Source organism: Microcoleus sp. S1D4, from assembly GCF_036700765.1.
Taxonomy (GTDB): Bacteria; Cyanobacteriota; Cyanobacteriia; order Cyanobacteriales; family Microcoleaceae; genus Microcoleus.
Window position 1 is genome coordinate 13,910 of sequence record NZ_JAUBPP010000003.1, and the last position, 12,586, is coordinate 26,495.

The following is a 12,586-nucleotide window of genomic DNA, read 5'->3' on the forward strand; positions in this document are numbered from 1 at the left end:
TCGGGACTGGGAACTACAGACAGTGAAGTATGTTCGAGAGCACTAAAGACCTAGCATTACTAGGTCTGCGAGCGATCGCCTATTTTTTAACAATTTCTACTTAAACTTATGCAGCCACCTATTGCTATTGGAACTCTCCTACAAAACCGTTACCGCTTGGTGAGTATTTTAGGTCAAGGGGGATTTGGCCGCACTTATTTAGTAGAAGACGAGGGGCGGTTTAAAGAACGCTGCGCCCTAAAGGAATTGATTCCGGTGCAAAGCGGGCCTTACGTTTTGGAAAAATCGAAGGAATTGTTTCAAAGAGAGGCGGCAATACTTTACCAAATTTCGCACCCGCAAATTCCCCAGTTTCGGGCAATATTTGAAGAGAATCAACGTTTGTTTTTAGTGCAGGATTACGTGGAAGGGATGACTTACCGCGAACTGTTGCTCGATCGCACTTCTGCAGGCGGCAGATTCAGCGAAGCCGAAGTCTTGATATTTATCCGGCAAATGCTACCGGTACTGGCTCACATCCACGCCCGCGGCATCATCCACCGCGACATCTCCCCTGAAAATATCATCCGCCGGGAAAACGACCAGTTGCCGGTGCTGATTGACTTTGGAGTGGTGAAAGAACTCGCCACCAAAGTCCAGTCTCCCGAAGGAACAGCCCACGCGACAACAGTCGGTAAAATCGGCTACGCGCCGATGGAACAGTTGCAAAGCGGGCGCGCAACTGCCAGCAGCGACCTGTATGCTTTAGCTGTAACGGCGATCGTCCTGGTGACGGGCAAAGAACCGCAGGAATTGCTCGATCAAAGAACCCTGCAGTGGAATTGGCAGCAGCAAGTGCAGGTGAGCCCAGGCTTGGCGGCGGTACTGAATCGGATGTTAAATCGCTCTCCGGGCGATCGATATCAATCTGTCAGCGAAGTAGCCAAAGCACTCGACGGAAAAACCAACCCTCAGCCTAACCAGCAAACTTTACCGCCAGCGCCTGCTGTAGTCCCGTCAAACGCTTCGCTAATCGCCACGGTAGCCGTGGGCCGGCCGCCCGATCCCGCTCCCGCTCCGATCGCCCCTAGTTCTTACCCGCAAAACCAACCTGACCCCCTAATTCAGCCCGCTGGCGGCTCTGTTTGGGACAATCCCGTTGCTGCGATCGGATTGCTAACAGGCTTAGTAATCTTGACTGGCTTCGGTTCCTGGGCCTTAGTAGGCTCATTTCTCAACAAACCGACACCCAAACCCACTCCGACACCACCACAAGTCATAACTCCGACACCGATCCTAAATCCGATACCAAGCCCAGAACCGTTACCAACCCCAACCCCAAAACCTTTACCAGAACCAAGCCCGGAACCTTTACCAGAACCAAGCCCGGAACCTTTACCAGAACCAAGCCCGGAACCTTTACCAGAAACAAGCCCGGAACCTTTACCAGAAACAAGCCCAGAACCTTTACCAGAAACAATCCCCGCGCCGACTCCGACACCCAAACCGACACCAGCACCGACTCCGACACCCAAACCGACACCAGCACCGACTCCGACACCGACTCCGACACCCAAACCGACTCCGACACCCAAACCGACACCCAAACCAACTCCGACACCCAAACCGACACCCGCCCCGACACCTGCACCAACTCCCGCACCGTCGCCGGAACCGGTACCAACTCCCGCGCCGTCGCCGGAACCCGCACCAACTCCCGCGCCGTCGCCGGAACCCGCACCAACTCCCGCACCAACTCCCGCGCCGTCGCCGGAACCCGCACCAACTCCTGCCCCCTCGCCGGAACTCTAAACTTTTGGCAAGACAATGTAGAGTGAAGTTGAGGCCAATTACTTGTTAGCTATTTGCCAATGAACTCGTTGCTGATTGCTGGAACTGATACCGACGCGGGCAAAACTGTTTTGACCAGCGCTCTGGCTGCTTATTGGCAAATGTATTTCCCCGATCGCAGTTTGGGAATTATGAAACTCATGCAAACGGGAACGGGCGATCGCGAACTCTACACTCGTTTGTTTCGTCTCGACCAATCCCCCGAAGAACTCAATCCGCTGCACTTTGATGCGCCTCTAGCACCACCAATTGCTGCAGAACGGGAGGGGAGACAGATCGAACTAGAAAAAGTCTGGACGGCGCTGCAAAGCCTCTCTGAGCGCAAGGATTTTGTGTTGGTGGAAGCTTTGGGAGGGCTGGGTTCGCCTGTAACGCGGGAACTGACGGTGGCCGATATTGCCAGGGATTGGCGGCTGAGGGGAGTTTTGGTGGTACCTGTGAGGCTGGGGGCGATCGGGCAAGCTGTGGCAAATGTTGCTCTCGCCAGACACGCGGGTTTTAAGCTCAGAGGAATTGTCCTCAATTGCGTTAAAGCTTGTTCTGCACAAGAAATTGCCGACTTGACACCAATAGATTTGATCCAGTCGCTGACTCAAATGCCCGTGCTGGGTACTTTGCCTCATTTAGATGACCCAAATGACCTGACAAAATTAGCAGCATCAGCTTCAGAATTAGATTTAGAGCGATTACTTCCGGGGGTTAATTTAGTTCCTCAGACTTCTAAATAACCCTATTCAAAACACCTCTCTTTCTCTGCGTACTCTGCGGCCTCTGCGGTGAAAAATTAAGATTTTATTTTAACCGCAGAGAGCGCAGAGAGCGCAGAGCAAGAGAAGAGAGAGGTTCGCAAATTGCTATAAGGAGAATGAAAAATGGTTTCTACTTTACCGAATTTAACTGATGTCGATTTATCTCAATTGCGGCTGGAGATTAGAAACTTGCAGCCTCAGTTAGTCGAATGGCGGCGGCGTTTGCACGAAAAGCCGGAGTTGAGTTTTGATGAAAATTTAACGGCCCAGTTTGTCTCGCAAAAGTTGCAAGAATGGGGGATAGAGCATCAAACTAATATTGCTAAAACTGGTGTTGTCGCCACTATCGACAGCGGCAAACCGGGGCGGGTTTTGGCAATTCGGGCTGATATGGATGCTTTGCCGATTCAAGAGGAAAATGAGGTGGATTATCGATCGCAGCATGATGGTATTATGCACGCTTGCGGCCACGACGGTCATATTGCGATCGCCCTCGGTACAGTTTGTTATCTGGCCAAGCACAAACACAGCTTTTCGGGTCAAGTAAAATTTATCTTTCAGCCCGCCGAAGAAGGCCCGGGCGGCGCAAAACCGATGATTGAAGCGGGAGTTTTGCAAAATCCTGATGTTGATGCGATCGTCGGCTTGCATTTGTGGAACAATCTACCATTAGGCACTATAGGCGTTCGCAGCGGGGCGCTGATGGCTGCTGTCGAAGTTTTTGACTGCCGGATTTTTGGCAAGGGCGGGCACGGGGGAATGCCGCATCAGACAGTAGATGCGATCGTCGTTACAGCCCAAATTGTCAGCGCCTTGCAGGCAATTGTCGCGCGGAACATTGACCCGATCGACTCAGCCGTAGTAACAGTCGGCAAATTCCACGCAGGTGACACCCACAACGTCATCGCCGACACCGCCCAAATCGGCGGTACAGTGCGCTATTTCAATCCCACATATCAAGGTTATTTTTCTCAACGAATCGAGCAAATAATTGCCGGAATTTGTCAGAGTCACGGCGCAAATTACCAACTAGATTATTGCTCGCTTTATCCGCCAGTTATCAACGATGCGAGCATGACTCAATTGGTACGCAGCGCCGCCGAATCGGTAGTAGAAACTCCTGCAGGAATAGTGCCGGAATGTCAAACAATGGGCGGCGAGGATATGTCATTCTTTTTGCAAGAAGTCCCCGGTTGCTATTTCTTTTTGGGCGCGGCAAATCCCGAAAAAAACTTGGCTTACCCGCACCATCACCCGCGCTTTGATTTTGATGAAACTGCCTTGGGGATGGGTGTAGAAATGTTTGTGAGGTGCGTAGAAAAGTTTTGCAATTAGCTTTATTTGTAGGGTGCGCAATGCGCACCTTACCATTCTCAGACGCGCTTTAGGAGAAGCTAATGAGTAAAGAAGTCAAAGAATTTGATGTTGATAATGTTACAGAGTTAGAGGAAAAATATTGCGTTCAAGGAGCTTGCAATAAAGGTATTATCAAAATAGGAGATATTTTCCTAGTCTCCTATCAATACATAATTAAAACGTCTGTTTTTGAAGCAAGATATGAGTTTGAAAAGTTCGGCAGGTCAGATATTAGAGAGGTTAAACTGCAAGTCATTAGAATCAGAGCGTATGGTAGGGATCTTGATGAGCTTCACCAAGGTATGACAGGAGAGCTTTACTTAAAAGGAGAAGGGGGTGATATTCTTAGAGAAAGAGATCATTTGGGTTTGTCCTAAAGGTGGTTGGCTACCTTATCAGCAATCATATCTATTTAACCACACTTGATATTCCCAATTACCAATTACTTAGTTTGAAAGATATTCTGCACCATTTTTTTATCCACACTCGCCGCCGCCTTATCCAATTCTGCAATCTCCCCGGAGTCTAACTCCCAGCCCAAAGCACCAATATTATCCCTCGCCTGTGCGGCAGATTTAGCGCCGGGAATGGGAATAGTTTCTTTGCAGATGCACCAGTTGATTGCTACCTGCGAAACAGTCTTGTTTCTAACAGCAGCTATTTCTCGCAAACATCCCAAAAGCGATCGCATTCCCGGAAGTAGCTGCTTGCACGCCAAACCTCGAATACCTTTAGGAAGAGAGCCATTTTCCGAGTATTTCCCCGTCAGCAACCCCAAGGCTAAAGGACTGTAAGCAATCAATTTTATCCCCAATTCATCGCAAACATCTTTCAAGCCGAGTTCTGTTACCGGATAGGTGGAAAGTAGGGAATATTGCACTTGTAAAGTAACAATTGGAATTTGGCGGGAGCTAAATCTTTGATGCACCCATTTCAGCCGTTTCGGCCCGTAATTAGACAAACCTACACCCTTAACCAATCCTTGCTCGTAAAGGTCGCCTAAACCGTCCAAAAGAGCCCCCTCTTGCCAAGGAGCGTAGTTAGCTGTAGACCAGTGCATTTGCACCAAATCTACATTTTTTCCGAGCCGCGAAGCCGAGGCTTTACCAGCAGATATCATGGATTGTCGCGTCAGCCTCCAAGGATAAGCCGCGAGTTTTGTCGCAATACAAATATTGTCTTTATTTGCACCTTGATATTGTTGGGAAAACTGCCCCAAAAGCTGTTCACTGCGTCCGTTTAATTTTCCTGTTCCGTAAGAGTCGCCGGTATCGAACAAGGTGACACCGCTGCTGACGCAAAGATTGAATGCGGCTTGCAATTCCTCGTCCATACTTTCATCGTAGCCCCAGAGTAATCTATTACCCCAGGCCCAAGTGCCGCAGCCCATTTTTGGCAGTAAAATTTTTTGGTTAGTTTGCATTCTTATTGATGGTTGTTATATTAACTCTGCTCTGAAATCTTGCACTTCTGTCAAAGAGTGAATTTTATTGTTGGTCGTTAACTAATGACTAATGACTAATGACCAATGACTGTTAGCTGTTAGTTGTTAGCTGTTAGTTGTTAGCTGTTAGTTGTTATTTGTTAGTTGTTATTGGGAAGTGAGAATTGGAAATTGGGAATTCGTAGCCAATAACCAATAACCAATAACCAATAACCAATAACTAATAACCAATTCCCAACTAATGACTAATGACTAATGACCAATGACTGTTGACTGTTGACTGTTAGCTGTTAGCTGTTAGTTGTTATTTGTTAGTTGTTATTGGGAAGTGAGAATTGGGAATTGGGAATTCGTAGCCAGTAACCAGTAACCAATAACCAGTAACCAATAACCAATAACCAATAACCAATAACCAATAACCAACAACCAATAACCAATAACCAATAACCAACAACTAATGACTAATGACCAATGACTAATGACTCTTTACTTTTGTGATGTGGTTGGTGAGGGAGAAGGTGGGGAGTCTTTTGTAGGTTGCTGGGGCTTAGCTTTGGGATCGGGTTTGGGTGGCGGCGGCGGTGGGAAAGTTGCGGCGCGTCTGGGTATTTGTAGCGCTGTTCGGAATGCAGCAAATGGGAAGAATTCACTAAATTGAGAAAATCGATCGCCAATTGGTTCCGGTGCATCTTCCCACAAGCTTTCGTAGTAGAAGAAAGCCGCACCTAAGCCGTATTGTTGGACGGCCCGCACCTGGGATTGAATTTGCTGAATCGCTACTGGGCGATTTCTTAAACCTGTCATAATCCCAACTCCGGTGGGAATTTTTTGCTGTGCTTCTCGCATTTCTGGACGGCTAATTTTGTCCACAAATGATTCTAGATTGGGACGGTACACTTGCACGATTAGTTCGTCGGCAATATCGAAACGCACCCAATTCAACCAATCTTGCAGGTGATGTTTGTAAGCAAATTCGTAGTAATTGGGAGAAATCGAGAAAATAGCGTGGGGTTTTACTGCTTTTACTGCTTGATTTAGCTTCGACATAAAAGCGGTGATTTTATTGGCTCGCCATTTCACCCATGCTGGATCTTCAAAATTTTGGGGCGGTGCTTTTTTGGTTTCTTTGGTATACAAAGCAATGGTGTATTCATCGTAGCCAAATTCTGATGGCAAACTCATGTGATCGTCAAATTGAATGCCATCGCCGTTGTATTGGGTGTTGATTTCTAGTACGAGTTCGGTAATGAATTCCTGCACTTCTGGATGAAATGGATTGAGCCAAACTACTTCGCCGCCTGCGCCGTTTGATGTTTGTGTGCCGTCCTGTTTTTGTGTCAGCCAATCGGGATTGCTTAATGCTAATTCTGAGGTGGGAGGTGTCATAAAACCAAACTCAAACCAAGGAATTACTAGCAGGCCTTGGCGGTGGGCTTGGGCAATTAAATCTGCGAGCATATCCTGTCCGTCTAACCCTCTGTAAACAAATGGTTGAATGTCTCTTTGCTGGGCGACTGGGCTGGGATACATGGCATAGCCAGAGTTCCAGACTACGGGATAGATCGTGTTGAAATTTAACCGCTTTAATTTAGCGATCGCATCTCCTAGTTTGTGGCGATCTCTGAGGATGTCTTTGTCGTTTGTCGTCATCCAAACTCCGCGAATTTCTTGGCGGTGTTGTTGGGCGATCGCCGGAGTTAAGTTATTAACTAGCAATACTATAATGAATGATATCGCAAATAGCAGCGGGAAAATTGTTTTAATCGATCGCTGCCAACTGCGAGGAATGATGCGTAATGTCATAGTTGTGAATGGTTAATTAGCTATAAAACACACCCCGGCATAATTTGGTGATGAAGTTTGCTCGTTCTACAGTCTACAGCAATTTGTGCTGAATGTGCGATCGCCGCGCCGGTCAAATATAATCTTGGATTCAGAGAGTAAGTCAGAGCATTTTGTCAAAGTGCTGGGCTATAATTAATTACGCGCTGCAAATTCTCCTGACCGGACAGTGCGGTCTGCGGGAGTGCTAGTGCTGTACAATATTTGTGGTGAAAAATCTCGATCGAACATATCTAATTTGTGAAACATTTAGTCTTAATTGGTGGCGGCCACAGTCATGCTATTGTATTAAAAATGTTCGGCATCAAACCGCTGCCAGGAGTGCGTTTGACTTTGATTAGCGATGTCTTGTACGCGCCTTATTCGGGGATGCTGCCGGGGCACGTTGCTGGGTTTTACGATTATGATGAATGTCACATCGATTTGCGATCGCTCGCGGAATTTGCCAAATGTCAAATATTGGTCGATCGGGCGATCGCGATCGACTTTAGCAAAAATTTAGTTATTTGTCAAACTCGCCCTCCAGTTAATTTTGACGTGCTTTCTGTAGATATCGGCAGCACTCCCGCGACTCTATCGGTGCGTGGTGCCGCAGAATACGCAATTCCAGCTAAACCGGTACCGGAGTTTTTAGCTAGCTGGAATCAGTTAATTTCCGAAAGACAAAACCATCCCCAAAAACCGCTGCGGATCGCCATTGTCGGCGGCGGTGCCGGTGGCGTAGAATTAGCATTAAATATGCAATCTCGATTGGGGAAGGAAGAGGGGTTCGGCAACGGATTGTGTAACGGATTTAACGGATGGATATTAAGGTACAGCGAAAGACGTAAGAGAGAAAAGGGAAGGGGGAAGAAAGAAGAAGAATTAGAGATTCATTTGTTTCACAGCGGTGCTGAATTGATGCAGGGACACAATCAGCGGGTGCGTCGCCGCCTTCAAGAAATTCTCATCAGTCGCGGCATTCAATTGCATTTAAAGGAAAAAGTCTGTGCAGTAAAAAAGATTGAGAAAGAAACCAATCCTCAATTCCCTACCACTTACCAAATTTCCTGTAAATCAGGTTTAGAATTAGAGTGCGAGATCGTTTTTTGGGTGACACAAGCATCGGCAGCCGATTGGATAAGAGAATCCGGTTTAGCAGCCGACTCAAACGGCTTTATGCAAGTCAACGATTGCCTACAATCAGTCTCTCACCCCAACGTATTTGGGGCGGGAGATATCGCTGCGATGGTTAATTATCCGCGTTCCAAAGCAGGCGTGTTTGCCGTGCGTCAGGGCAAACCGCTGTTTGAAAATTTGCAGCAGTTTTTATTAGAAAAACCGCTGAAACCCTTTGCACCGCAGGAACACTACTTAGGGTTAATTGGTACTGGGAATAAAAGGGCGATCGCATCTCGCGGCAATTTCATGTGGGAATCATGGTTATTGTGGTATTGGAAAGATTGGATCGATCGCCAATTTATGCAACAATTTAGCAATCTGCCCAAAACAGGCAATACCAAATAGCAATACATTCAGAAGATGCTCACATTTTATCCGCTCTCATCTTCTCTTCTCTTCCTCTGCGTCCTCTGCGGTTAATAAAAAAAGTGTTATTCAAAAACGCTTTAAAATTGTTATAGTAATATCAGAAGTAAAGAAAACTAACTATGTTCAGAAAAATTGGATTTGGGCTGCTTTGGATTGCATTTATCACCTACGCCTTTGTATTTTCACCACCCGACAGTCCAGAAAAAACTATCACACTAATTACCAATATTTCCACAGGCAAAATAGCAGACATCAACCCTTTAATTGTAGCGTTATTCAACCTCATGGGAGTCTGGCCGCTCATCTACAGTTGCGTCTTATTTGCTGACGGCAGGGGGCAGAAAATACCTGCATGGCTATTTGCCACTTTATCCTTTGGGGTCGGCGCCGTTGCCTTGCTGCCTTATTTAGCCCTACGCGAACCGAATCCTGAATTTCCCGGTCATAAAAATATCTTTTTAAAGATATTAGACTCCCGTTTTACTGCCATTGTCCTAACATTGGGTGCTGCTTCTTTAGTTTCCTTTGGGTTGACAAAAGGCGATTGGTATGATTTTATGATACAGTGGCAAACCAACCGTTTTATCCACGTAATGAGTTTAGATTTTTGTATGCTTTGCCTACTATTTCCTGCCTTATTAGGAGACGATATGGCGCGCCGAGGAATGCAAAACTCTACAGCATTTTGGGCAGTAACATTAGTACCGCTGTTCGGGCCGTTGGCTTATCTGTGTACGCGCAAACCGCTGCCGGAAACTAATACTAAAACTGTTACAAATTAGACAGCAGTGCAGGGAATTCTCAGTTTAATGTAGGAATCAATCACAAGTAATCAGACAAGAAACAGGCAAGATGCCTGTTCCACAATAAGTAAGTTTTATTGTGGGGAGTAGGGGTTGGGCTTCTAGCCCACCCATGAAACACTGATTACAAATAGTGCCAAATCTGAGTATTAATGTAAATAATTATCTCCCAGTCTCTAGCAAATGAAAAAATTTCCGATTGTTGGCATCACAACATCCAACCGCTGTTCAGCAGGCGAGTATCGCTTAAATGGCACTTATATTGATGCAGTTCAGGCGGCTGGTGGCATTCCGATTTTGCTGCCGCCCAATCAATTAGATCCGGCTAGTATTTTTGATGCAGTAGATGGTTTGATTTTTTCCGGGGGCGGAGATATAAACCCAGAACTTTACGGCGGTTATGTCGATCGCACAGTTTACTCGGTTAATGCAGAACGCGACAATTTTGAATTAAGCTTAGCAAAGCTAGCTTTGAAAGCTGACATACCTGTGTTGGGGATTTGCCGGGGAATGCAAATGTTGAACGTAGCCAGCGGTGGCAGTTTGGTGATTCACGTACCGGATGCTTACGGAGATGAGGTTAATCACGGATCGGGAATTCCCCCGCGTGCGATCGAGCATACCATTGAAATTGAGCCAAACAGTCGCCTAGCAAAAATTATGGGAAAAACTTCAACAACAGTTGTTTCCTGGCATCATCAAGCAGTGAGGAAGGTAACATCCGATTGGCGAATTGTAGCCGATGCACCTGACACTTTGGTAGAAGCAATGGAGCACTGCTATCACCCTTGGATGATAGCAATTCAATGGCACCCGGAAATGTCGCCAAACTGTTCCTTCAACTCTGGAATTTTTAGGGCTTTCGTAGAAGCAGCCGCTTCAAAATTCATGAATTCTACCAAGTCAGCATCACAAGCAATTCCTACATTTTTATAGTCACTTATTCTTGATAGTCCGTATCTATTTCGATATCCAGGGTATCTTCATCTATTCTGACATACAGAACATTCGGGCGACAGCAAACCTGACAATCTTCGATATAAGATTGCTCCATACCACCGCTGATATCAACAAAAGTTGTACTCGGTTCGCCGCAGAAAGCACAGTAATATTCAGCCGTTGTTTGCATCTTTCTCGCACTCTCTTTTTGTGACTTCGTGGCGGTAGCGAAACATATCTGTTAACCGCATTTCCACCCACCAACCTAACAACAAATCGACAATCGGGCCGCCCGGTATCGAAAATGCGATCGCATCTGTTAATCTAGTCTTGCCATTTTCTGAGGTAAACTCGTGTCGGTGAGTCCAACGTGCCATCGGCCCCTCAGTTTGTTCATCAACAAACAAGCGATATTGTTCGCACTCAGTGTGAGTCGCCACCCATTTTACAGGAATCGGCCCCAATAACAAGCGAAATTCTGATACAGCACCCACATCTAATCCCCCTTCGCGGCGAATGATTTTCACCGGTTGCCAAGGTGGAGTCAAAAGTTGCAGAATGTCGGGCCTTTCGTGAAAGTTCCAGACTGCTTCAACGGTGGCATTAATCAGCGACGAATATTTAAAATTGGGCATTGTATCGTTGGGCTAGACAGTTAAGTGCGATCGCGTTTCAGCATTTGCAGTATTATCCTCTGTATCAGTACAAACAGCAACAGTTAGTTTCAATCCCAAAGTATTCAGCCAAGTTCCCAGATTATAAATCGCATCACTTCCTTGCTGCGACAGCAATTCATCCAATTTTTTTAAGTGCAATTCATATTGTTCAGGAGTCATTTTTGGTTGACCCAAAGCTTCTGCTACATCGCTGAGAGCTCGTTTTAGCAGTTCAGGTTCCGGCTCTTCCTCCTCTAATGTCGCCGTTATATAGGCGGCTGACAATGCCGGATTTTTTCTCAGAGATTCAATCAGAAATGGATGATAAGGTAGGCTTTTAGGCATTGTCTTAACTCCTATAATCTGTCCAGTATTCTTTAGCTTGGCGGATATCTCTGTCTTGAGTGCTTTTATCGCCTCCGCAGATGAGCATCACAATTGTCATCCCTATTTGTCCAAAATAAATTCGGTAGCCAGGCCCATAATTTCTTTTAAGTTCGCATACACCTTCCCCCACGGAGCGATAGTCTCCTAAATTACCATCAGCAATTCGGTTAAGCTTAGAGATAATCTTGGCTTGAGCATTGATATCTCTAAGCGAATCAAACCACTGATCGAAAGGCACTTTGTTATCTGGCGTAGTATAACGCTGAATTTCTCTCGGTTGGACTTCGGCCATAATTATATTATAGTGCGTCACTCATCCCAGTATCCTGGCAATTAATTATACTCAAGAAATGCCACAGGGGAAAGATGAAAAAACTTAGCTAACTTTTGAATTTGACTCGCCGTCAGTTCCCGCTTTCCATCCATCATCTCAGATACCCAAGACTCGGATTCAAAAATATCAACCAAATCTTTTTCTTGAATATTGTCCTCAACCATCAATGCTTTCAGTAGTGCGATACCTTTCAAGACTGGCATTGGCTCATGTTTTTGTTCGTAATCATAAACAAGAGTACCCAACACGTTTAAGTAATCCCGATCGTCTTGCGTGAGATTGCTCCGACTCACAATAGAATCCATCCGATTTTGTGTAGCGATTAACTCAGCTTCACAAGTAATTGGACGCGGTGGAAAAGTTGTGATTATCTCAATATAGTAGCTACTAGGAGTTTTTAAACCAGTCGTCATTTTTCCAGTTCTCCTTATCATATTCTGCATGAGTTAAAACAGAGCGGACAAACACTATCTGGTATTCATAATCGATAAAAGCAATTAACCGATAGTTATTGCCACCAATATTAAATACCGTAAAGTTACCTACTAAGTCAGCCGAAGGAAATACTTTACGAATATCTACTAAACTTTGCCATTCAGCATCACAACTACGCTGATACCACAGCAACAGACTTGTTTCAGCATTGGGGTGTGTTTCCCAAAATTCTTTTAGTCGTTTTCGGCTAATAACACGCATGAGGCTATTATAATCTAATT

General features: G+C 45.8%; 15 protein-coding genes. 7 read left to right on the top strand and 8 right to left on the bottom strand.

The genetic code is table 11. From position 1 onward, the window contains the following. Positions 1-108 precede the first annotated feature (108 nt). The 4 genes from QT998_RS04055 to QT998_RS04070 all read left to right on the top strand — a co-directional run bounded on the left by QT998_RS04055 (position 109) and on the right by QT998_RS04070 (position 4,312). Positions 109-1,791 carry a serine/threonine-protein kinase gene (locus QT998_RS04055; RefSeq protein ID WP_333116416.1) on the top strand — a complete coding sequence of 561 codons (1,683 nt, stop codon included), beginning with the start codon at positions 109-111 and terminating at the stop codon, positions 1,789-1,791. 59 nt (positions 1,792-1,850) lie between these two features. After that, positions 1,851-2,558: a dethiobiotin synthase gene (gene bioD / locus QT998_RS04060; RefSeq protein ID WP_333088585.1), complete on the top strand. Its 708-nt coding sequence runs from the start codon at positions 1,851-1,853 to the stop codon at positions 2,556-2,558. A 144-nt stretch (positions 2,559-2,702) separates the two neighbouring features. Further along, positions 2,703-3,914, top strand: coding sequence for a M20 family metallopeptidase (locus tag QT998_RS04065; RefSeq protein WP_333116414.1), 1,212 nt, complete (start codon positions 2,703-2,705; stop codon positions 3,912-3,914). Between the two features lie 62 nt (positions 3,915-3,976). Beyond that, the gene (locus QT998_RS04070; protein ID WP_333116411.1) at positions 3,977-4,312 is read left to right on the top strand and encodes a hypothetical protein; all 336 of its coding nucleotides are present in this window, start codon (positions 3,977-3,979) and stop codon (positions 4,310-4,312) included. A 65-nt stretch (positions 4,313-4,377) separates the two neighbouring features. On the opposite strand, the gene QT998_RS04075 is transcribed toward QT998_RS04070, so the two are convergent. Together QT998_RS04075 and QT998_RS04080 are read right to left on the bottom strand one after the other, a co-directional pair. Further along, complete coding sequence (locus QT998_RS04075; RefSeq protein ID WP_333116409.1) at positions 4,378-5,358, bottom strand: aldo/keto reductase; 981 nt, start codon at positions 5,356-5,358, stop codon at positions 4,378-4,380. A 507-nt stretch (positions 5,359-5,865) separates the two neighbouring features. After that, a complete protein-coding gene (locus QT998_RS04080) occupies positions 5,866-7,182 on the bottom strand; it encodes a glycoside hydrolase family 10 protein (RefSeq protein WP_333116406.1) in 1,317 nt (438 codons plus the stop codon). Positions 7,183-7,461: 279 nt separating this feature from the next. Here QT998_RS04080 and QT998_RS04085 point away from each other — a divergent pair, with 279 nt between their 5' ends. The 3 genes from QT998_RS04085 to QT998_RS04095 all read left to right on the top strand — a co-directional run bounded on the left by QT998_RS04085 (position 7,462) and on the right by QT998_RS04095 (position 10,490). Then, the gene (locus QT998_RS04085) at positions 7,462-8,727 is read left to right on the top strand and encodes an FAD-dependent oxidoreductase (RefSeq protein ID WP_333116403.1); all 1,266 of its coding nucleotides are present in this window, start codon (positions 7,462-7,464) and stop codon (positions 8,725-8,727) included. A gap of 143 nt (positions 8,728-8,870) precedes the next feature. Continuing rightward, on the top strand, positions 8,871-9,533 hold the full coding sequence (locus QT998_RS04090; protein WP_333116401.1) for a DUF2834 domain-containing protein: 663 nt from the start codon (positions 8,871-8,873) through the stop codon (positions 9,531-9,533). A gap of 204 nt (positions 9,534-9,737) precedes the next feature. Continuing rightward, a complete protein-coding gene (locus tag QT998_RS04095) occupies positions 9,738-10,490 on the top strand; it encodes a gamma-glutamyl-gamma-aminobutyrate hydrolase family protein (protein WP_333116399.1) in 753 nt (250 codons plus the stop codon). 4 nt (positions 10,491-10,494) lie between these two features. Here QT998_RS04095 and QT998_RS04100 read toward each other — a convergent pair whose 3' ends face one another. The 6 genes from QT998_RS04100 to QT998_RS04125 are packed head-to-tail and all read right to left on the bottom strand — an operon-like array spanning position 10,495 to position 12,566. Further along, the gene (locus QT998_RS04100; RefSeq protein WP_006635525.1) at positions 10,495-10,683 is read right to left on the bottom strand and encodes a CPXCG motif-containing cysteine-rich protein; all 189 of its coding nucleotides are present in this window, start codon (positions 10,681-10,683) and stop codon (positions 10,495-10,497) included. After that, positions 10,667-11,128, bottom strand: a complete 462-nt coding sequence (locus tag QT998_RS04105) for an SRPBCC family protein (RefSeq protein ID WP_190745192.1) — start codon at positions 11,126-11,128, stop codon at positions 10,667-10,669. The genes QT998_RS04100 and QT998_RS04105 overlap by 17 nt, the downstream gene beginning before the upstream one ends. A 12-nt stretch (positions 11,129-11,140) precedes the next feature. Then, a complete protein-coding gene (locus tag QT998_RS04110) occupies positions 11,141-11,494 on the bottom strand; it encodes a helix-turn-helix domain-containing transcriptional regulator (RefSeq protein ID WP_333088570.1) in 354 nt (117 codons plus the stop codon). A 4-nt stretch (positions 11,495-11,498) separates the two neighbouring features. After that, positions 11,499-11,828, bottom strand: coding sequence for a type II toxin-antitoxin system RelE/ParE family toxin (locus QT998_RS04115; RefSeq protein WP_333116396.1), 330 nt, complete (start codon positions 11,826-11,828; stop codon positions 11,499-11,501). A gap of 41 nt (positions 11,829-11,869) precedes the next feature. Then, positions 11,870-12,283: a helix-turn-helix domain-containing protein gene (locus QT998_RS04120; RefSeq protein ID WP_333088568.1), complete on the bottom strand. Its 414-nt coding sequence runs from the start codon at positions 12,281-12,283 to the stop codon at positions 11,870-11,872. Continuing rightward, a complete protein-coding gene (locus tag QT998_RS04125; RefSeq protein WP_333116393.1) occupies positions 12,258-12,566 on the bottom strand; it encodes a type II toxin-antitoxin system HigB family toxin in 309 nt (102 codons plus the stop codon). The genes QT998_RS04120 and QT998_RS04125 overlap by 26 nt, the downstream gene beginning before the upstream one ends. Positions 12,567-12,586 lie beyond the last annotated feature (20 nt).